General features: G+C 73.0%; 22 protein-coding genes. 12 read left to right on the top strand and 10 right to left on the bottom strand.

Annotation, left to right across the window (positions count from 1 at the left end):
- Nucleotides 1-3: 3 nt before the first annotated feature.
- The 3 genes from OG946_RS03225 to OG946_RS03215 form a co-directional block, all read right to left on the bottom strand.
- Nucleotides 4-690 (bottom strand): uracil-DNA glycosylase, encoded by a 687-nt coding sequence (locus OG946_RS03225; protein WP_326794646.1) that lies wholly within the window; start codon nucleotides 688-690, stop codon nucleotides 4-6.
- Between the two features lie 44 nt (nucleotides 691-734).
- Nucleotides 735-1,817 (bottom strand): WD40/YVTN/BNR-like repeat-containing protein, encoded by a 1,083-nt coding sequence (locus OG946_RS03220; RefSeq protein ID WP_326794645.1) that lies wholly within the window; start codon nucleotides 1,815-1,817, stop codon nucleotides 735-737.
- Nucleotides 1,818-1,915: 98 nt separating this feature from the next.
- Nucleotides 1,916-2,572 (bottom strand): DUF305 domain-containing protein, encoded by a 657-nt coding sequence (locus OG946_RS03215; RefSeq protein WP_326794644.1) that lies wholly within the window; start codon nucleotides 2,570-2,572, stop codon nucleotides 1,916-1,918.
- A 176-nt stretch (nucleotides 2,573-2,748) separates the two neighbouring features.
- Between OG946_RS03215 and OG946_RS03210 the strand changes: the two genes are divergently transcribed.
- On the top strand, nucleotides 2,749-4,227 hold the full coding sequence (locus OG946_RS03210; RefSeq protein WP_326794643.1) for an LVIVD repeat-containing protein: 1,479 nt from the start codon (nucleotides 2,749-2,751) through the stop codon (nucleotides 4,225-4,227).
- 106 nt (nucleotides 4,228-4,333) lie between these two features.
- Here the strand turns inward: OG946_RS03210 and OG946_RS03205 are convergent, their stop codons facing one another.
- On the bottom strand, nucleotides 4,334-4,975 hold the full coding sequence (locus OG946_RS03205; protein WP_326794642.1) for a TetR/AcrR family transcriptional regulator: 642 nt from the start codon (nucleotides 4,973-4,975) through the stop codon (nucleotides 4,334-4,336).
- 293 nt (nucleotides 4,976-5,268) lie between these two features.
- On the opposite strand from OG946_RS03205, the gene OG946_RS03200 reads away from it, so the two are divergent.
- From OG946_RS03200 to OG946_RS03190, 3 genes are read left to right on the top strand one after another with little or no spacing between them, the layout of a single operon-like run.
- Nucleotides 5,269-5,757: a DUF402 domain-containing protein gene (locus OG946_RS03200; protein ID WP_326794641.1), complete on the top strand. Its 489-nt coding sequence runs from the start codon at nucleotides 5,269-5,271 to the stop codon at nucleotides 5,755-5,757.
- Between the two features lies 1 nt (nucleotide 5,758).
- Nucleotides 5,759-6,532, top strand: a complete 774-nt coding sequence (locus OG946_RS03195) for a nucleotidyltransferase domain-containing protein (protein WP_326794640.1) — start codon at nucleotides 5,759-5,761, stop codon at nucleotides 6,530-6,532.
- 58 nt (nucleotides 6,533-6,590) lie between these two features.
- Nucleotides 6,591-7,088: a hypothetical protein gene (locus OG946_RS03190; protein WP_326794639.1), complete on the top strand. Its 498-nt coding sequence runs from the start codon at nucleotides 6,591-6,593 to the stop codon at nucleotides 7,086-7,088.
- A 33-nt stretch (nucleotides 7,089-7,121) separates the two neighbouring features.
- Here OG946_RS03190 and OG946_RS03185 read toward each other — a convergent pair whose 3' ends face one another.
- The 5 genes from OG946_RS03185 to OG946_RS03165 form a co-directional block, all read right to left on the bottom strand.
- Entirely contained in the window at nucleotides 7,122-7,820 is a 699-nt protein-coding gene (locus tag OG946_RS03185) for an HAD family hydrolase (RefSeq protein WP_326794638.1), read from the bottom strand.
- Nucleotides 7,817-8,506 (bottom strand): phosphatase PAP2 family protein, encoded by a 690-nt coding sequence (locus OG946_RS03180; RefSeq protein ID WP_326794637.1) that lies wholly within the window; start codon nucleotides 8,504-8,506, stop codon nucleotides 7,817-7,819. Before OG946_RS03180 ends, OG946_RS03185 begins: the two co-directional genes overlap by 4 nt.
- A 10-nt stretch (nucleotides 8,507-8,516) precedes the next feature.
- Nucleotides 8,517-9,458, bottom strand: a complete 942-nt coding sequence (locus OG946_RS03175) for a M56 family metallopeptidase (protein WP_326794636.1) — start codon at nucleotides 9,456-9,458, stop codon at nucleotides 8,517-8,519.
- 72 nt (nucleotides 9,459-9,530) lie between these two features.
- A complete protein-coding gene (locus OG946_RS03170; RefSeq protein WP_326794635.1) occupies nucleotides 9,531-10,091 on the bottom strand; it encodes a DUF5134 domain-containing protein in 561 nt (186 codons plus the stop codon).
- Nucleotides 10,092-10,254: 163 nt separating this feature from the next.
- The gene (locus OG946_RS03165) at nucleotides 10,255-10,938 is read right to left on the bottom strand and encodes a glycerophosphodiester phosphodiesterase (RefSeq protein WP_326794634.1); all 684 of its coding nucleotides are present in this window, start codon (nucleotides 10,936-10,938) and stop codon (nucleotides 10,255-10,257) included.
- 335 nt (nucleotides 10,939-11,273) lie between these two features.
- On the opposite strand from OG946_RS03165, the gene OG946_RS03160 reads away from it, so the two are divergent.
- The 5 genes from OG946_RS03160 (at nucleotide 11,274) to OG946_RS03140 (ending at nucleotide 16,029) form a co-directional block, all read left to right on the top strand.
- Nucleotides 11,274-12,683: a DUF6421 family protein gene (locus tag OG946_RS03160; RefSeq protein WP_326794633.1), complete on the top strand. Its 1,410-nt coding sequence runs from the start codon at nucleotides 11,274-11,276 to the stop codon at nucleotides 12,681-12,683.
- Between the two features lie 41 nt (nucleotides 12,684-12,724).
- Complete coding sequence (locus OG946_RS03155) at nucleotides 12,725-13,510, top strand: SDR family NAD(P)-dependent oxidoreductase (protein ID WP_326794632.1); 786 nt, start codon at nucleotides 12,725-12,727, stop codon at nucleotides 13,508-13,510.
- Nucleotides 13,507-14,607, top strand: coding sequence for a threonine aldolase family protein (locus OG946_RS03150; RefSeq protein ID WP_326794631.1), 1,101 nt, complete (start codon nucleotides 13,507-13,509; stop codon nucleotides 14,605-14,607). Before OG946_RS03155 ends, OG946_RS03150 begins: the two co-directional genes overlap by 4 nt.
- A gap of 27 nt (nucleotides 14,608-14,634) precedes the next feature.
- Nucleotides 14,635-15,210 (top strand): transglutaminase-like domain-containing protein, encoded by a 576-nt coding sequence (locus tag OG946_RS03145; RefSeq protein ID WP_326794629.1) that lies wholly within the window; start codon nucleotides 14,635-14,637, stop codon nucleotides 15,208-15,210.
- Nucleotides 15,211-15,360: 150 nt separating this feature from the next.
- Entirely contained in the window at nucleotides 15,361-16,029 is a 669-nt protein-coding gene (locus OG946_RS03140) for a B3/B4 domain-containing protein (protein ID WP_326794628.1), read from the top strand.
- Between the two features lie 175 nt (nucleotides 16,030-16,204).
- On the opposite strand, the gene OG946_RS03135 is transcribed toward OG946_RS03140, so the two are convergent.
- Complete coding sequence (locus OG946_RS03135) at nucleotides 16,205-16,942, bottom strand: lysophospholipid acyltransferase family protein (RefSeq protein WP_326794627.1); 738 nt, start codon at nucleotides 16,940-16,942, stop codon at nucleotides 16,205-16,207.
- 173 nt (nucleotides 16,943-17,115) lie between these two features.
- Here OG946_RS03135 and OG946_RS03130 point away from each other — a divergent pair, with 173 nt between their 5' ends.
- The 3 genes from OG946_RS03130 (at nucleotide 17,116) to OG946_RS03120 (ending at nucleotide 19,496) form a co-directional block, all read left to right on the top strand.
- Nucleotides 17,116-17,550, top strand: coding sequence for a TlpA family protein disulfide reductase (locus OG946_RS03130; RefSeq protein ID WP_326794626.1), 435 nt, complete (start codon nucleotides 17,116-17,118; stop codon nucleotides 17,548-17,550).
- A gap of 137 nt (nucleotides 17,551-17,687) precedes the next feature.
- Entirely contained in the window at nucleotides 17,688-18,473 is a 786-nt protein-coding gene (locus OG946_RS03125) for an electron transfer flavoprotein subunit beta/FixA family protein (protein ID WP_326794625.1), read from the top strand.
- Nucleotides 18,474-18,533: 60 nt separating this feature from the next.
- The gene (locus OG946_RS03120) at nucleotides 18,534-19,496 is read left to right on the top strand and encodes an electron transfer flavoprotein subunit alpha/FixB family protein (RefSeq protein WP_326794624.1); all 963 of its coding nucleotides are present in this window, start codon (nucleotides 18,534-18,536) and stop codon (nucleotides 19,494-19,496) included.
- The last annotated feature ends 69 nt before the right edge of the window (nucleotides 19,497-19,565 follow it).

Here is a 19,565-nt window from a genome sequence, read left to right as displayed (position 1 = left end):
CGGCTATCCGTTCGTCGGCAGCGTCCAGTCCACCGGCTCCGCGCCCTGCTTCTGCAGCAGCTCGTTGGCCCGGCTGAAGGGGCGGGAGCCGAAGAAGCCGCGGTCGGCGGACATGGGGGAGGGGTGGGCGGACTCGATGGCGGGGTAGTCGCTGAGCATGGGGCGCAGGTTGCGCGCGTCGCGGCCCCACAGGATCGCCACCAGCGGCCGGCCGCGGGCGGCGAGCGCCCGGATGGCCTGCTCGGTGACCTGCTCCCAGCCCTTGCCGCGGTGCGCGGCGGGGCTCCTGGGCGCGGTGGTGAGCGCCCTGTTGAGCAGGAGCACGCCCTGCGCGGTCCAGGGAGTGAGGTCGCCGTTGGCGGGGCGGGGGTGGCCCAGGTCGTTGTGCAGCTCGCGGAAGATGTTCTCCAGGCTGCCGGGCAGCGGGCGCACGTCGGGGGCGACGGAGAAGCTGAGGCCCACGGCGTGGCCCGGGGTGGGGTACGGATCCTGGCCGACGATGAGCACCCGCACGTCGTCGAACGGCTGCTGGAAGGCCCGTAGCACGTTCGGCCCTGCGGGCAGGTATGTTCGCCCCGCCGCGACCTCCGCGCGGAGGAAGTCGCCCATGGCGGCGATCTGTTGGGCGACCGGTTCCAGGGCCTTGGCCCAGCCGGCTTCGACGATGTCGGGGAGAGGACGTCCAGCCATGGCCGGTCACTCTACTGGCTCCACGGGCCCCCACCCGCCACGTCTCAGACAGCCGCCGCCCGTACGCACAGCACGTCCGGCAGGTGCGCGGCGAGCTGCGTCCAGCTCTCCCCTTCGTCGGCGCTGGCGAAGACCTCCCCGTTGCGGTTGCCGAAGTACACCCCCGCGGGGTCGGCGTCGTCGGTGCACAGCGCGTCCCGCAGCACCGTGCCGTAGTGGTCCTCCGCCGGCAGCCCCGCCGACAGCGGCTCCCAGGTCGCCCCGGCGTCCGACGTGCGGTAGACCCGGCAGCGGTTCTCCGCGGGCACCCGGTCGGCGTCGGCGGTGATGGGGAAGAGGTACGCGGTGTCGCCGCGCGAGGGGTGCGCGGCGACGGCGAAGCCGAAGTCCGAGGGCAGTCCTGCGCCGATGTCGGTCCAGGTGGCCCCGGCGTCGTCGCTGCGGTAGACGCCCCAGTGGTTCTGCAGGTAGAGGCGGTCCGGGTCGACGGCGTCCCGCGCGACCTTGTGCACGCACTGGCCGAACTCCGGGAACTTCTCCGGCTGGAAGACGACCTGCACCCCGGAGTTCGACGGGGCCCAGCTCGCCCCGCCGTCCACCGTGCGGTACACCCCGCCGGCGGACACGGCGACCGTCACGGACTCCGCGTCCCGCGGGTCGGTGACCACCGTGTGCACCGCGAGCCCGCCGCCGCCCGGCTCCCACTTCTCCCGCGTCGGGTGGTCCCACAGCGACCGCATCAGCTCGAACGTCTCGCCGCCGTCCGTGGACCGGAACAGGCCGCCGGGCTCCGTGCCCGCGTACACCACACCGGGGGCCTCGGCCCCCGCGGGCTGCAACTGCCAGACCCGCTCCAGCGAAGTGCCGGTGTCCTTCGGGTACTTCACCGGCTGCTGCGTGGGCTCCTCCCACGTCGCGCCGAGGTCGTCGGAGTGGAAGACCGACGGGCCCCAGTGGGCGCTGTCGCCCCCGGCGAGCACCCGGGGCGCCGCGCCGCGGGTGTCGATGCCCACCGAATAGATCGCCTGGGCCTTGAAATGAGGCCCGTCCAGCTCCCACGCGCCGCCCCTGCGCCGTCCCAGGAACAGCCCCTTGCGCGTGCCGACCGCCAGCACCACGTCCTGCATAGGGTCCACCTCCGTGCGACCTCGTCGTCGACTACGGGTCAGTCTGCACCCGGCCACTGACAACGCCCCCGGGACGCGCGGAACCGCGGGCCGGGGAGCTACGCCAGCTTCTCCATCCGGCCGATCTCGCTGAGCTGCTGCGCGATCACGCCGGTCGCCAACTGCTCGACGTACTCGTTGTTGCCCTTGCCGAGCACCTTCTCGGCCATCTTCACCGCGCCCTCGTGGTGGGCGATCATCAGCTTGAGGAACAGCGCGTCGAACTCCTCGCCGCGCGCCGCCCGCAGCCGGTCGAGGTCCGCCTCGCTCGCCATCCCGGGCATCGCCTCGTGCCCGCCCGCGTGCCCGCCGTCGTGGCCTTCCTCGCCGCCGCCGCCCGGATTCTCCTCCAGCCACGCCTCCATCACCGCGATCTCCGGCTGCTGCCCGGCGGCGATCCGCTCGGCGATGCTGCGCACGCCCTTGGCGCCCGCGCGCTTCTCGGCGAGGCCGGTCATCACGATCGCCTGCCCGTGGTGCTCGATCATGTCGCGCATGTACGTGGTGTCCGCCGAGTTGGGCCGGTCGTCGCCGCGCGCCTCCTCGACCTCGTCCGCGGGGATCGTGGCTGCCTGTTCGCCCGGCTTCCCGGGCGCGATGACGGATGCCTTGCCGCCGTCCCCGGCGTTTTCGGACGAGTCGCCCCCGGTGCAGCCGGCCAGCAGCAGGGCGGCGGTGAGCGGAACGACTGAGGCGAGCGCGCGACGGTGCCGCAAGGGTGACCTCCGTACAGGTGGTTCCGGCGAGTTGCCAGGTAGGTCTAGCACGAGCGGGTGCTGACAGGACCAAAACTTTCCATTACAACTGTGTTTCCGTCTGTTGTTCTGTACATGCTTGGCGAGATACTGCCTTGATTTCAACAGCCGTAGGCGCACCACTGGGAGGGAATCACGTGACGTCGTTGCACAGATCACGTACGCGGCGCAGAGGTCTGGCCGCGGCCGCGGCCCTGATCGGGCTCGTGGGCTCGCTGCTCACCGCCGGCACCGCGGCGGCGGTGCCGGACCCGGGCGACGGGCCGAACGCCCCCAAGAAGCTCAGCAGCAGTGAACGTTCGCAGGCGCAGGAAGCCATCGAGCGCGGTGACGTGCCGGGCGTGGACGAGATCGACAAGAGCGACAACATCGAGCACGTCGCCCACCTCGACAAGGGCGCCCTGCAGGGCACCAACTCCGACATCGCCTTCCAGGGCCGTTACGCCTTCGCGGGCAACTACGACGGCTTCGTCATCTACGACATCGCCGACCCCAAGAGCCCCGAGGTCGTCAGCGAGGTGCTCTGCCCCGGCTCGCAGAACGACGTGTCGGTCTCCGGCGACCTGCTGTTCCTGTCCACCGACTCGTCGCGCAGCGACGACTCCTGCAACAGCACCACCCAGCCCGCCACGGAGAAGGACTCCTGGGAGGGCATGAAGGTCTTCGACATCAGCGACAAGCGCAACCCCGAGTACGTCGCCGCCGTCGAGACCGCCTGCGGCTCGCACACCCACACCCTGGTGCCCGAGCGCAAGAACGTCTACATCTACGTCTCCTCGTACTCGCCCAGCGCCACCTTCCCCGACTGCCAGCCGCCGCACGACGGCATCTCGATAGTCAAGGTGCCGCGGTCCGCGCCTGAGCGCTCGGAGGTCATCGACTTCCCGGTGCTGTTCCCCGACGGCGGCAACCCGGGCAGCCCCGGCAAGTCGGCCACCACCGGCTGCCACGACATCACCGCCTTCCCCAAGCTCGACCTCGCGGCGGGCGCCTGCATGGGCGACGGCATCCTGATGGACATCTCCGACCCGGAAGCGCCGGAAGTCATCGATCAGGTGAGTGACTACGAGAACTTCGCCTTCTGGCACTCGGCGACGTTCAGCAAGGACGGCGAGAAGGTCGTCTTCACCGACGAGCTGGGCGGCGGCGGCGCCGCGACCTGCAACGAGGAGATCGGCCCGAAGCAGGGCGCCAACGGGATCTACGACCTCAAGCAGCGCGGCGACAAGTCCGAGCTCATCTTCCGCAGCTACTACAAGATCCCGCGGCACCAGGCGGACACCGAGAACTGCGTCGCGCACAACGGCTCGCTGGTCCCGGTGGCCGGCGGCCGCGACATCATGGTGCAGGCCTGGTACCAGGGCGGCGTCTCCGTCTGGGACTTCACCGACTCCCGCAACCCCAAGGAGATCGGTTACTTCGAGCGCGGCCCGCTTTCGGACACCTCCCTTGTCACCGGCGGTTCCTGGTCCGCGTACTACTACAACGGCTATGTCTACTCCAACGACATCGCCAAGGGCCTGGACGTCCTGAAGATCAACGACCGGCGCACGGACAGCGCGGGCTCTGTGCGGCTGCCCGAGCTGAACACGCAGACGCAGCCGGACTACCGCTGATCCGCGGGCACCGCTGACCGGCACGTCGCCGGCCGGCTCCGGTCCGCGTACGGACCGGTCCGTGTTCCGTCCGGTCCGCGTACCCGGCGGTGGCCGCTTCCCGCGGCTACCGCCGGTGCGCGGCCCGCACCGGCGTCCCGTCGAAGGGCTGCACGCCCTCCGGCGGGACGCCGAGGTGCCAGTCCAGCCCGTAGCGCCGGAACAGCTCGCCGCGCAGCCGGTCGAGCGGCATCGGCACCCCCGGCAGCAGCAGCGCGAAGACCGCGCCCATGAGCTGGGCGCGCAGCATCGGGTATTCGGCGTCCGGGTGGGGCGAGCCCCAGCACGCCACGGTGTCGCGCAGCAGGACCGCGAGCTGCTGCTGCTCCGCGCACTGGATGAAGCCGTCCGCCTGCAGAATGCCCGCCATGTGGTGGCGCATGAGCACCGGGTGGTCCTGCGAGAGGCCCAGGATCGCGTCGATGGCGCGGGCCATCCGCTCCTGCCCGTCCTCGGTGTGGGACGGGCGCTCCAGGGCGGCCCCCAGCGTAAGATGCATCAGCCGGTGGACCGCCGACTGCACCAACTGGCGTTTGCCGGGGAAGTAGTACGAGACCAGACCGCGCGCAGAACCCGCGCGTTCGGCGATGTCTCCCAAGGTCGTGCCCTCGAAGCCCCGTTCGTCGACCAGCTCCACCGTGGCTTGCAGCAGACGCTCCCGGGAACGGCGTCGGAGTTCTTCATTGACTGCGGGCCTGCGGGGGGACATCCTGTAACTCCTGCCTTCACTGGCTGAGAGCCAGTATACTCAGCAAGGCTTCCGGTACTGAGGCGAGCGCCCCGGTGCCGGGAAGAGCGGTGGGCTCGGGCGATGCGGGGGATCGCCTGAGCCCACCATGCCTCGGCGCAGAATTTTTCCGTCCTGCCGGGAACCCGGAGCCTCAGTCGGCCGTTTGACGGTGTGAGGCCCCGCGCTCCCCCGTCGCGGGGCCTCACCAATTGCCGTGGGTCGGCCGGCCCGCCCCGGCGCCGTGCCCGGGGGACGCGTACGGGAGGAAGGACATGCTGACACCGGGCCGCGAGGTCGAGGTCACGCTGGTCAAGCAGCTCAGGCCGGGCCTGAGCTACCCGGCGGTCGTCGTCCGCGACGACGGCAACCACGCGGTGGTACGGGCCCCCTGGGCCGGCCCGAAGGAGCGCGACGCGGGGTACGTGCGGTTCGAGCAGGGCGACGTGTGGACCGAGCACTTCTGGCGCGACCGCTGGTATTCGGTCAAGGAGATCCAGGCCGCCGACGGCCGCATCAAGGGCTGGTACTGCGACGTGGCCAGGCCCGCCCGCGTCGAGGAGGACCGGGTCACCGTGCACGACCTGGAGCTCGACCTCTGGCTCTCCGGCGACCGGCAGACCCTTCTCCGGCTGGACGAGGACGAGTTCGTCGCCAGCGGCCTGCCCGAGCGCGACCCCGGCACCGCCGCCCGCGCCCGCGCCGCGCTCGACGAGCTGGAGGAACTGGCCCGCGCCGGCCTCGACGCGCTGCTGGCCGCCTGACGTGACGTCGCGCGACGCCGCCCGGCCGCTCCTCGACCGCTTCCTCGCCGCCCTGCGCGCCGCCGTGCCGCTGGAGGCGCTGTGGGCCCACGGCTCGCTCGCCCTCGGCGACTACCGCCCGTACCGCAGCGACCTCGACCTCATCGCCGTCGTCCGCCATGACGTCGGCGCCGACCCCGCGGCCCGCGGGCGGCTGAAGGCGCTGCACCGCAGGCTCCACCGCGAGGTGCCGCTCGCCGCCAAGCTGCACTGCTCGTACGTCGCCGTGGACCGCCTCGCCGGCGCCGGCCTCGACCACCTCACCTGGGCCCACGCCGAGTTGTTCAGCCGCCCCGTCACCCCGGTCACCCGGCGCGAGCTGCACACCGGCGCGCTGGTGCTGCACGGCCCCGGCCCTTCCGGGCTGCTCCCGCCGCTGCCGGACGCGGAGTTGACGGCGTTCATCCGCAAGGACCTCGGGGAGTACTGGCTGCCCACCACCGCCTCGCGGCGGCGGTGGCTGCGCGACGTCTGGGTCGACCTCGGCCCGATCACCGTCGCCCGGGCCGGCGTCACCCTGCGCGAGGGCCGTCTGATCACCAAGGGCGAGGCCCTCGACGTGCTCGCCGCCACCGGCGCCCCCGCGGCCCTGGTCGACGACATCCGCGACCGCCGGTACGCGGAACATCCGGCCCGCACCGCTCCGCTCTGGCGGCTGCGCCGCGCCACCCTGGCCCGCGACTACGTCCGCTCCCGCATCCCCGTCACCCTCGCGGACCCCGGCACCGCTCCTTGACAGGACGGTGTACGGAGTCCACTGTTCCGTGCATTTCCCCACCCCGAACGGGAGTCGCATGGCTGTCTACATCTGCTCGCTCATCGTCGACGAACCGCAGGTCATACCCGCCGACGGCGAGTACCACATCGTCCGCTTCCCCTACGGCGCCCGCGAGTCGTTCGACGCCCACGGCATGCACCAGGCGGCCCAGCCCGACGGCAAGCGGTCCTCCTACCCGGACCGCCGCTCCGGCCTGATCTGGCCGAGCCGGGAGGGCTGGGGGTCGCTGACCGCGATGGTGTACTGGGAGAAGGGCGACTACACCGAGGTCCGGGACCGGTTCGCCCGCGACCCCCTCGGCCTCGCCGGCGGCTATGACGCCACCGCGACCGAGGACCACGCCGGCACCCCCGGCGGCGAGTACCGCCACAAGCACCACGAGATCTTCGTCCGGCCGCGCACCCCGCTGGCGTTCCTCGTCCGCCACAACGGCGGCAGGAGCGCGCGCATCACCCACGCGCAGTTCAAGCTGGCCATCCACCCGGCTGCCGAGATGCCGGCCGCCGGAAGCTGAACCCCCGCGCGGGCGGCGGCCGTACGCGGGCCCTCAGCCGACGAGCCCCAGCACCGGCCGCAGCCCGTCCGGGCGTTCGGCGGCCGGCAGGTGGTCCACCGGGAAGTAGCCGCACCCCAGCGCCGTGGCGCCGCCGTCGGCGCGGCGGTCGTCGCCGACCATCAGCACATCCTCCGGCGCCCGCCCGACCGCCTCGCACGCGACCCGGAACAGCCGCGCGTCCGGCTTCTGCACCCCGTGCTCGTACGACAGCGTGTACGCGTCCACGTACGCGTCGAGCCCGTGCGCGCGGAACACCGGCCGCAGGTCCCAGCCGATGTTGCTCACCACCCCCGTCCGCACCCGGCGCTCCTGCAGCCCGCGCAGCACGGCCGCCGCGTCGGGGTACGGGTCCCACGCCGCCGGCGCCATGTGCCGCTCGTACAGCGCCTCGTAGACCCCGCCGGGCCACGGCAGCGGGACCAGCCGGGCCAGGCCCGTGTACGCGGCCCGGTGCCGCTCCATGCTCCGGTCCCGGGTCCGCCACAGCTCCGCCAGCGACTCCGGTACGCGCTCGGGGAAACTGCCGCCCGGCAGCGCCCCCGCGCGCTCCAGCGCGGCGGCGTACCGCGCGAGCGCGGCGTCGTCGGCGGTCACCCCCGAGGCGTCGAGCGCCGAGCGCAGCCAGCGCACCGCGGGCTCGATGCGGAACAGCGTCCCGGAGAAGTCGAAGAGCACGGCCTTGGGGCTCATCCGCGTACCTCCGACCGCTCGTTGCGCGGGGACCGCTCCACCGTGCCGTACGCCACCGCCGCGATCGCCGCGATGGCCGCGCCCATCAGGGCGCCGCCGATCACGTCGCTCATCCAGTGCACCCCGAGCCACACCCGGGTGAAGCACACGCCCGCCACCGACACGCCCGCCGCCGTCCACGCGGCGTACCGCAGGCCCGCCGGCACGCCGGGCGCGCGGCTCAGCACCCACAGCAGCAGGCCGCAGACCAGCGCGACGGTCATCGCGTGGCCGGAGGGGAACGCGGCGTGCGAGGCGGAGTCCACCGGGTGGGCCCACTTCGGCCGGTCCCGGCCGACCCCCGCCTTCAGGGCGTACTGCAGCACCCAGCCCACTGCGACGGCGCCGGCCAGCCACAGCGGCAGCAGCCGCGCGCCGCGCCACAGCAGCCAGAAGATCACGGCCAGGATCAGCAGCCGCATGGTCGCGGGGTCCCAGACCCAGTCGGTCATGATCCGGTTCGCCCTGGTCCAACCCGGTTCCGACAGGGCGGCGGAGTGCAGCCGCCGGGCGACGCTGCGGTCGGCGTCCATCAGCGGCTGCCAGGTGGCGGCCACCAGCACCGTGAGCAGGACGCTCAGCAGCGTGAGGACGGCGGCGGTGAGGCGCAGGGCGGGGGAGGTGTGGCGAGGCGCGGCGGCTGTCACGCGGCCGACCCTACGCGAGCGCGCTGAGCCCGGGGCCGAAAGCCACCAGCAGCGGTACGGCGGGCGCCGCCAGCGCGGCGACGGTCAGCCGCAGCCGGCGGGCCGGGGTGAACCGCGGGGCCGCCGCGAGCAGTCGGTCGACGCGCTGCGGGAGGTGGGCGTGGTGGCCGTGACCGGGGCCGGGACCGAACACGCCGCGCTCCTCGTTGAGTTCGACCAGCGCGGTGGCGAACGTCATCCGCCCGAAGCGCTGCGAGGCGACGTCGTCGGCGGCCAGCTCGCACAGCCGGTGCACCTCGTCGCGGAACGCCCGGAAGACCGGGAAGCTCGGTACGCCCGCGAGCGCGCCCGCGCAGTGCTGCAGCCAGTGATGCCGGGCCCGGCTGTGCCCCTGCTCGTGCGCGAGCACCGCGTCGAGCTGGCGCTTCTTCAGCCGGCGCAGCGCGGCCGTGGTGATGATGAGCTGGGCGGCCTGCCCGCCGGGCAGCCACCAGGCGTCGGGGCGCTCGCCCTCCAGCACCACCAGCCGTTCGGCGCCGGTGTCCTCGCCGGGCAGCAGCGGCGCCCTGCGGCGCAGCTCCTCGCGGCGCCGGCTGCGCTGCACCCGGGCGGTACGGACCTCGCGTACGAACATCACGGCCGTCCACAGCCCGCCCGCCGCCAGCGCCACGGCGAGCACCGCGGCCCAGGTGGCGCCGGTGGCGTCGCCGTACGCGTCCCGCACCGCGGCGGGCGCCGGGGCGAAGACCCCGCTGTGCACCTGCGCCCAGGCCACGGCGGCGCTCAGCGACATGGCCAGCCCGCAGCACAGCAGCACGGCGGCCACGACGCACTGCCACACCCAGAGCGCGAGCACCGGCTCGCGGTCCGCCCACGCGGCGCGGGTCAGCAGGCGGGGCGCGACCGCGGCGACGAGGACGGCGAAGGCGAGCAGCGTGAGCGGGATCACCATGTGATCAGCGTACGGAGCCGGGGCGCCGGCCGGTACGTGTGTGCCCGTGAAGTGACGGACGACACCGGGGAGTCAGAGGGCGAGGAGCATCGCGACCATGCCCACGCCCATGCAGACCCGGCACGCACCGGCCAGCTCGGGCCGCACCGCCCACCCCCCGCCGGCCCAGGCCCCGGCCGGCCCCCGCGGACCCCCTGCTCCCGCGGCGACCGGCCTCAGGCCCCCGTACAGCACATACAGCACGTAGTACGCCAGCAGCGCCGCGGTGACGGCAGGCAGCCCGGCGGCGGCGCCGTGCCCGCCGTGGTCCGCCGCGCCCATGGCCACCGCCATGTACACCATCGCCAGCGCCCCGATCGCGTGGTGCAGATGGTGCCCCGCGGCGCGCAGCGGCAGCACGGCCCGTACGAACGCGGCCCCGAAGACCACCGCGAACGCGCCCGCCGTCCATGCCGCGGGCCCCGGCAGCCCCGCGGGCAGCGCCATCGCCGCCATGCCCAGACCCATGAGCGCGTCCCCGGCGGCACCGCGCCGCTCCTCGGCGGCGACGGCCCGCATCCGTAGCAGACACAGCCCGGCGACGCCCGCGCACAGCGCGGTCAGCAGCAGGCCGGCGAGCGGCGGTCCGTGCACCAGGGCTCCCTCGGACGACGGCGGCGGCCCCGCGGCACGACTGCGGGGCCGGCCGGTGCCGGCCCGGGACGCAGGGCGCTTTGACGGAAGGCTGTCCGCGCGACTGCGCCCGCACGCGAGCGCACAGGCGCAAGGAGCGGGCGCAGGGGGAGCGCGATACGGCTCAGGCGGTGAAGCGCACCGAGTGCTTCATCCCGGGGAAGTCCGTCACGACGCCTTGCAGCCGGAGGCCGCGGGCGAGCTTCAGTTCCTCGGGGGTGTTGACGGTCCAGGCGATGACCTTCAGCCCCGCGTCCTGCGCGCGGTCGGCCAGCTCCAGCGTCAGCCGGCGGATGTTCAGCGACAGCATCACCGCGCCGACCTCCCGGGCGCGGTCGACCACCCCGAGCCCGTAGTGGCTGGCGACCAGCACCCGCGGCACGTCGGGCAGCAGTTGCCGCATCTCCGCCAGCGCCTCGTCGTGGAACGACAGCACCTCGACGCGGCCGACGAGGTCGTGCGCGGTCATGGCCCCGGCGAGGGCGTTCGCCGCGGCGACGTCCTTGATCTCGACCTGCAGCCGCCCCTTCACCGCCTCGACCACCTCGTCGAAGGTCGGGATGCGCTCGCCCTGGCCGGCGTCCAGCTCGCGCAGCTCGGCGAGCGTGAAGTCGGCGATGGGGCCCTTGCCGTCCGTCGTGCGGTCCACGTCGGGGTCGTGCATGACGACCAGATGGCCGTCCTTGCTCAGATGTACGTCGAGCTCGATGGCGTCCATGCCCTCGCGATCCGCCCGAACGAAGGAGCGGATCGTGTTCTCCGGCTCGACGCCCATCAACCCGCGGTGACCGATGGTCAGAAATGACACTGCGCTCTCGCCCTCCGTCGGCGGTCCGTCACAGACTGGCGCAAAGCCTAGGCCAATTCGGGGAGATCGACACCGGTCGTGCGCGGGTCGGCACGGCGGGTCGCGGCGGAGCCGCGGGCGGGGGCACCCGGGCGTGGGAGAGCCGCCTCGTGCGGCCGCTCGGGCACCCGTAGGGCGTGGGGGACGGGAAGGGGCAGGGGGTAAACCTCGGTTCGCCGGAAGATTTACGTTCCGTGCCCGTGGTCTGCGCAAGGTTTCCCGGAGGCCCGCTTGAGGGAGGTCATGGTGCAGGGATACGGTGGGGAAACAGGAAGTTCTTAACGTAGGAGTGGTCCATGACGGAAATTCTTGCTTCCGCAGCCGCGGAAGGTGACGTTCTGTCCGCCGCGGACGCCCCGCGCGTAGTCGAGCACCCCGCCTGGGCGCGGCTCAAGGCGGCCGTCGAGGAGATCCGCCCCTGGCAGGCCAAGGACGGTTCGATCGACTTCGAGGCCGAGGGCGCCCCGGCGCGTCCCGCCGCGGAGGGCGCGGTCGGGCGCGCCGCCGCCGCGGTACGGGAGCTGTCCCCGCTGGTGCCGCACGACGCCGCGTACCACGACGCCGTCGTCGCCGACCTGCGCCGGTGGGCCGCCGACGGGTTCGGCGTGCCCGACTTCCTGGACTCGGTGCTCGCCTTCCACCCCGCGGACCACCGCGCCGACGGGCTGCAGCACCTCGTGGTCTTCCCCATGTACACCCAGAACGGCAACCCGGACCGCAACGTCGAGGCCGTCGTCATCCGCGTCGTCTGGCCCGGCTGGCTCGCCGAGCTGGAGCGCACCCGCTACGACAACCCCATGTTCCTCGGCATCACCTTCGAGGACTTCACCGCCGGGTACGACACGAACTCCGCCGTCCTCTTCCCCGAGACCATCGCCATGCGCGAGGTCCCCCCGCGCTTCACCTGGGGCGCCATCTTCTGCGATCGCGAGGCCGCCCGCTTCCGCCGCGTCAGCGCCGCCGCCATCGAGGCCACGGGTCTGGAACTGCCCGAGGAGGCCCGCGGCCTGCTCACCGACCAGGAGCGCGCCCAGCAGACGTTCGTGCTGTGGGACATGGTCCACGACCGCACGCACAGCCACGGCGACCTGCCGTTCGACCCCTTCATGATCAAGCAGCGCCAGCCGTTCTGGATGTACGGCATAGAGGAGCTGCGCTGCGACCTCACCGCCTTCCACGAGGCCGGCAAGCTCGCCGCCGACGGCTTCCCGCAGGGCCGCGACGTGCAGTACACGGTGCTCATGGACCGGCTGTTCCGCTTCCCCGTCACCGGCGAGCGCAACCGGAACTACGACGGCCTCGGCGGCCAGCTCCTCTTCGCGTACCTGCACAAGCACGACGCGCTGCGCTGGACCGACAACCGGCTGTCCGTCGACTGGGACCTGGCCCGCGAGGTCACGGGCCGGCTGCGCAACGAGATCGAGACGCTGTACCGCGAGGGCATCGACCGCCCGAAGCTGGTCCACTGGTTCAAGGCGTACGACCTGGTGTCCACCTACCTGGCCCCGCACCCCGGCTCCACCTGGGCCAAGGGCCCCGACGCCCTCGACCTGGCCAAGCCGCCGCGGAAACTCGTGGACGACGTGCTGCCCGACGAGTTTCCCCTCAGCATGTTCTATGAGGCCCTTGCCAGGAAGCTGCGCAAGGTGATCGAGTCGACGCGGGGCATCACGGCCGAGACCGCAGAACTGGCGGACGCCGCGTGACGGACCCCGCGGTCGGCAGGGCAGCGGAGGAGGAGATCGTCATGAGCCCCGGGGCAAACGGCAGGAACGGAAAGAGCGGGCCGCTGACCGGCGCCGTCGTGGCCGTGGCGGGAGCGGGCGGACCCGCGGGCCGGGCGGCGCTGTGCCGGCTCGCCAAGGCCGGCGCCGTCCTCATCGGCTGCGACGCGGACGCCGAGCGGCTGGCCGAGTCCGTCAGCGTGGCGCGGGCCGCCGGCGGCGGCGCGGCGCAGGTCACCGGCGACACGGTCGACCTGCTCGACCTGCACGCCGCCCAGGCGTGGGCCGAGCGCATCGACAAGGACTACGGCCGCGTCGACGGCCTGGTCCACCTCGTCGGCGGCTGGCGCGGCTCGCGCTCCTTCGCCACTACCGACCTTGCCGACTGGACCGTGCTGCACGACCTGCTCCTGCGTACCGTGCAGCACACGTCGCTCGCCTTCGACGAGCCGCTGCGCCGCAGCGACCGCGGTCGCTACGTGCTCGTCAGCGCCGCCGGCGCGAGCCAGCCCACCGCGGGCAACGCCGCGTACGCCGCCGCCAAGGCCGGCGCCGAGGCGTGGACGCTGGCCATGGCCGACGGCTTCCGCAAGGCCGGGGAGGCCGAGGGTCTTGACGGGCCCGCCGCAGCGGCCGTCATCCTGGTGGTCAAGGCGCTGGTGAACGACGCGATGCGCAAAGCCAAGCCGAACGCCAAGTTCGCCGGCTTCACCGACGTGGACGACCTTGCCGACAACATCGCGGAGGTCTGGGACCGGCCCGCGCAGGAACTGAACGGGACCCGCCTGTGGCTCACCGCCCAGCCATGACCACGACGACCACGGGAGCCGCAGGACAGGCTCCGCGTACCGACGCCAAGCGCCGCCACGACCCGGCGGCGCGCGGCTTCGCCAGTGACAACTACGCCGGCGCGCACCCGGAGATCCTCGCCGCGCTCGCCCTCGCCAACGGCGGCCACCAGGTCAGCTACGGCGAGGACGACTACACCGCCCACCTGCAGCACGTCTTCCGCGGCCACTTCGGCATGGACGCCGACGTCTACCCGGTCTTCAACGGCACCGGCGCCAACGTCGTCGCGCTCCAGGCCGTCACCGACCGCTGGGGCGCGGTGATCTGCGGGGACACCGCGCACATCCACGTCGACGAGTGCGGCGCCCCCGAGCGCGTCGGCGGGCTGAAGCTGCTGACCGTACCGACGCCGGACGGCAAGCTCACCCCCGAGCTGATCGACCGCGAGGCGCGCGGCTGGGACGACGAGCACCGCGCCATGCCGCAGGTCGTCTCGATCACCCAGGCCACCGAGTACGGCACGGTCTACACCCCCGACGAGATCCGCGCCATCTGCGACCACGCGCACCATCGCGGTATGCGCGTCCACCTGGACGGCGCCCGGATAGCCAACGCGGCGGCGAGCCTGGACGTGCCGATGCGCGCGTTCACGAACGTCGTCGGCGTCGACATCCTCTCCTTCGGGGGCACGAAGAACGGCATGCTCCTCGGCGAGGCCGTCGTCGTGCTCGACCCCGGCGCCGTACGCGCGATGAAGCACCTGCGCAAGCTCTCGATGCAGCTCGCCTCCAAGATGCGCTTCGTCTCGGCCCAGTTCGAGGCGCTGCTCGCCAAGGACCTGTGGCTGCGCAACGCCCGCCACGCCAACGCGATGGCCGCCCGCCTCGCCGACGGCGTACGCGGCATCGACGGCGTCGAGGTGCTGCACCCCGTGCAGGCCAACGGCGTCTTCGCCAGGCTGCCGCACGACGTGTCGCTGGCGCTGCAGAAGGACTTCCGCTTCTACTTCTGGGACGAGGCGGACGGCGTGGTGCGCTGGATGTGCTCCTTCGACACCACGGAGGAGGACGTCGACACCTTCGTCGCCGCGATCGCGGAGGAAATGCGGAGGACGTAACCGTCGCATGCCTATACGCTCTCCTGCATGGAACTCCAGCAGGAGCGGCCCGACCTGTCCGCGTACCTCGCCGCCGACGCGGTCGTCGACCACGAGCACCCGCTGGTGGCCGGGACCGCGTACCGGCTGCGCGAGGTCGCGGAGGCGCCGGAGGCGTACGCCAAGGGGGCCTACGAGTTCATACGGGACACGATCCCGCACTCCAACGACGCCGGGGACCTGCGCGTCACCTGCCGCGCCTCGGACGTGCTGAAGGCCCGTACCGGGATCTGCTACGCCAAGGCCCACGCCCTCGTCGCCCTGCTGCGCGCCCAGGGCATACCGGCCGGCTTCTGCTACCAGCACCTCGGCGTGCTGCACGGCCTGGTCGCGCTGCGGCTGCCCGGACGCGACTGGATCCGCCAGGACCCGCGCGGCAACAAGCCAGGTGTGGACGCGCAGTTCCGCCTCGACCGCGAGCAACTGGCCTTCGCCCCGGACCCGTCCGCGGGTGAGCACGACGACCTGCTGGTCCGCGCGACGCCCCACCCGGCTACCCTCGAAGCGCTCCACGCGGCCACCGACCGCCGCCACCTGGACCGCATCCTTCCCACCGCCCTGTAACCCCCGCACACCCGCCCAAGGGTAGGCCGCCCCACTGACAAAGCCGCCGCCCGCCGCACCCCCGCGGGCCCGCCTCCCGTACCCTGCGTACGCCCCGGCACCACCGCGGCCCACCGACCCCGGCCCCGCCCCGACCCGCAGAAGGACCGCATGACCCTCCGCACCCACGTCGCCGACGACGTACGCGCCCTCGCCCCCGGCTTCGCCCACGTCGCCGTCGTCGCCCGTGGCCTCGTCAGCGGCCCCAGCGACGCCGCCGGCGCCGCGCTCCTCGATGACGCCGCCCGCCGCCTCGCCGCGCGCCTCGGCGACACCCCGCCGCAGCAGGACCCGCACATGCAGGCGTGGCGGGCCGCGTACGCCGCCTTCGGCGCCAAGCCGTCCAAGTTCCGCAACTCCGCCGAGGCGCTCGCCCGCCGCGCCCTCGCCGACGCCGGCCTGCCGCGTATCAACCGGCTGGTCGACATCTACAACGCCGTCAGCGTCGCCCACCTCGTCCCCGTCGGCGGCGAGGACACCGACCACATCGACGGCGACATGCACCTCATCCGCGCCACCGGCGAGGAGCGCTTCGACGACGAGCACCCCGACCCCGGCGAGGTCGTCTGGCGCGACGGTACGGGCGTCACCTGCCGCCGCTGGAACTGGCGCCAGGGCGTGCGCACCCGGCTCACCGAGGACTCCACGAACGCGCTGTTCCTGCTGGAGCGGCAGGAGCCGATGACGTACGAGGAGCTGACCGCCGCGGCCGAGGAACTGGCCGAGGCGCTGCAGAAGAGTTCGCCCGGCGCCGAGATCGAGATCCGCGACCCGGCCTGAGGCCCGCCGCCACCCTGAACCTCACCCTCGACCTGACGTCGAGATCGAGGGTGAGGGTGCGGCCGGTCGACGCAGGTCCGGCGGTACGCCCGGACCCCGCCGCGCAGCCCTCAACCGCCGCCGCTCAGACTCCGGCCGCCGCTCAGTCTCCCGCCGCCGCTCAGTCTCCGGCCGCTCAGACCCCCGGCGCCGGTGCGCTGCCGCCCAGGTGTGCCGGCTGCCACCAGTCGTCCCCCGGCCCCCGCGGGCGGTCCGGGTACGCGCCCTGCGCCGCCTCCAGCAGCTCCTGGATCCGGCCCTTGAGCCGCTCCGTCAGCTTCTCCGCGTCCTCGTGATCCGCCCCGGCCGGCGCGTCCGCCACCCCGTCCCCGGTCGGCACCGGCGCGCCCAGGCGCAGCGTGATCGGCAGGTGGTTCCGCCCGAAGTCGCGCGTCCGGCCCTTGGTCCAGATCCGCTGCGTCCCCCACACCGCCATCGGCAGCAGCGGCACTCCCGCCTGCTGCGCGAGCCGCGCGGCGCCCGACTTGAACGACTTCAGGGTGAACGACTGCGAGATCGTCGCCTCGGGGAAGACCCCGACGACCTCGCCGGAGCGCAGCGCCCGCAGCGCGTGCGCGAACGCCTGCCCGCCCTGCGCGCGGTCGACCGGGATGTGCTTCATCGCGCGCAGCAGCGGACCGGAGGCGCGGTGGCGGAAGACCGACTCCTTGGTCATGAAGCGCACGAAGCGCTTCGCCGGCCGGGCCGCGTAGCCGCAGAAGACGAAGTCCAGGTAACTGATGTGGTTGCTCACCAGGACGGCGCCGCCGCGGCGCGGCACGTGCTCCTGGCCCTTCAGGTCGATCCGCAGGTCCATCGCCTTGAAGGCGGTCTTGCAGATGCCGACGACGGGCGGGTAGACGAGGTCTGCCATGCCGGGCTGGTCCCTTCTCCGGCCCGGAGGGTCAGGAGCTCCCGGCGGAAGTTACGCGTGCGTAGCTACGTTCTCCCTGATCGTGCACGACGTGTGCGCCCCGCGCCAGACCCCCCCTTCAGCGTGACGGGATCTTGTCATTGACCCCGCGGCGGTGCTGCATGCTGGAATGCATGGCGGACGGCACGACGGAACGGGCGGCGGTGGAACGGGCAGCGGCGAAGCGGCCGGTGGAGCAGCCGGTGGAGCGGCTGACCGCGGCGGACCTCGACGCGCGGGCGCTGGGGGAGCGGGCCACGCTCGTGCAGTTCTCCAGCGCCTTCTGCCGCCCCTGCGCGGCCACGCGGCGGATCCTCGCGGACGTGGCGGGCATGGTCGCGGGCGTGGCGTACGTGGACGTGGACGCCGAGAGCCACCTCGGGCTCGTCCGCAGGCTGGAGGTGACGCGGACGCCGACGGTGCTGGTGCTGGACGCGGACGGCCGGGTGGTACGCCGCGCGGCGGGCCTGCCGCGCAAGGCCGACGTCATCGCCGCGCTGGGAGCGGCGATGACGGAGGAGCCGGGGCGGGCGGAACGGGTTGGAAATATCACAGCCGGGCGACCTTGAGCGAAGGGCGCCCGCACGGGTTTACTGGCGAGTAATAAACTGGACGGCGACCACCGGATCCGCCCGGTGGCAGCCGTCGATGGCGCCTATGCTGCCAGCACGGCAGTGTCTCGATACGAAGCGGTAGGAGAGCCGGCGTGAGCTTGAGGATCGTTGTCTGTGTGAAGTACGTGCCCGACGCCACCGGCGACCGGCACTTCTCCGATGACCTGACCACCGACCGCGAGGCCGTCGACGGCCTGCTGTCGGAGCTGGACGAGTACGCGGTCGAACAGGCCCTGCAGATCTCCGAGGCCGCCGACGACGCGGAGATCACGGTGCTGACCGTGGGCCCCGAGGACGCGCGCGACGCGCTGCGCAAGGGTCTGTCCATGGGCGCCGACAAGGCCGTGCACGTCGAGGACGACGACCTGCACGGCACCGACGTCATGGGCACCTCGCTGGTCCTCGCCAAGGCGGTCGAGCACGTCGGATACGACCTCGTCGTCTGCGGCATGGCGTCCACCGACGGCACCATGGGCGTGCTGCCCGCGATCCTCGCCGAGCGCCTGGGCGTGCCCCAGGTGACCCAGCTATCCGCCGTCGCCGTCGCCGACGGCAAGGTCACCGGCCGCCGCGACGGCGACGCCGCCAGCGAGCAGTTGGAGGCGGCGCTGCCGGCCGTCGTGTCCGTGACCGACCAGTCGGGGGAGGCCCGTTACCCCTCGTTCAAGGGCATCATGGCGGCGAAGAAGAAGCCGGTGGAGACCCTGGACCTGGACGACCTGGGCATCGACGCCGAGGAGGTCGGCCTGGCGGGCGCCTGGACGAAGGTCGAGGACGCCACGAAGCGCCCGGCGCGCACCGCCGGCACGATCGTCAAGGACGAGGGCGAGGGCGGCAAGCAGCTCGCCGAGTTCCTCGCGGGCCAGAAGTTCATCTGAGTCCCCGCGCCCCCTTCGCCGTTCCGCCTTCCGCCCTCGTATCGCAGGAGAACGAGATCCATGACTGAAGTCCTCGTCTACGTCGACCACGTCGACGGCGCCGTGCGCAAGCCGACGCTGGAGCTGCTGGCCCTCGCCCGCCGCATCGGCGACCCGGTCGCCGTCCACCTGGGCCCCGGCGTCGACGCCGCGGCGCCCGTGCTCGCCGAGCACGGCGCGGTGCGCGTGCTGACGGCCGACGCCGCCGAGTTCGCCGACTACCTCGTCGTACCGAAGGTCGACGCGCTGAAGGCCGCGTACGACGCCGTGCAGCCGGCCGCCGTGCTGCTGCCGTCGTCGGTGGAGTGCAAGGAGATCGGCGCCCGCCTCGCGGTGCGGATCGGCTCCGGCATCATCACCGACGCCGTGGACGTCGAGGCCGGCGACGACGGCCCGGTCACCACGCAGGCCGTGTTCGCCGCGGCGTTCACCACCCGGTCGCGCGTCTCGCGCGGCACCCCCGTCATCACCGTCAAGCCCAACTCCGCCGCCCCTGAGGCCGCTCCGGTCGAGAGCGCCGTGGAGCAGTTGACGTTCGGCTTCGGCGAGTCCGCGGCCGGTACGAAGGTCGTGGGCCGGACCCCGCGCGAGTCGACGGGCCGCCCCGAGCTGACCGAGGCGGCGATCGTCGTCTCCGGCGGCCGTGGCGTCAACGGCGCGGAGAACTTCCGCATCATCGAGGAGCTGGCCGACTCCCTCGGCGCGGCCGTCGGCGCCTCCCGGGCGGCGGTGGACGCGGGCTGGTACCCGCACTCGCACCAGGTCGGCCAGACCGGCAAGACGGTCTCGCCGCAGCTCTACATCGCGGCCGGCATCTCCGGCGCGATCCAGCACCGGGCCGGCATGCAGACGTCGAAGACGATCGTGGCCGTGAACAAGGACAACGAGGCGCCGATCTTCGACCTCGTCGACTACGGCGTCGTCGGCGACCTGTTCGCGGTCGTCCCGCAGCTCACCGGTGAGGTCAAGGCCCGCAAGGGCTGAGCGCGGCGGGCGCGGTTCGCCGCGCCCGCGGTGCTTGCCGCCGTTCGTAAGGGCCCGCGGTGTGCGCCG

The sequence above is a fragment of the Streptomyces sp. NBC_01808 genome, from assembly GCF_035917395.1.
In the GTDB taxonomy this organism is placed as follows: Bacteria; Actinomycetota; Actinomycetes; order Streptomycetales; family Streptomycetaceae; genus Streptomyces.
The sequence above is the reverse complement of the archived record's forward strand: the minus strand, read 5'-3'. Positions and strand labels throughout refer to the sequence as shown.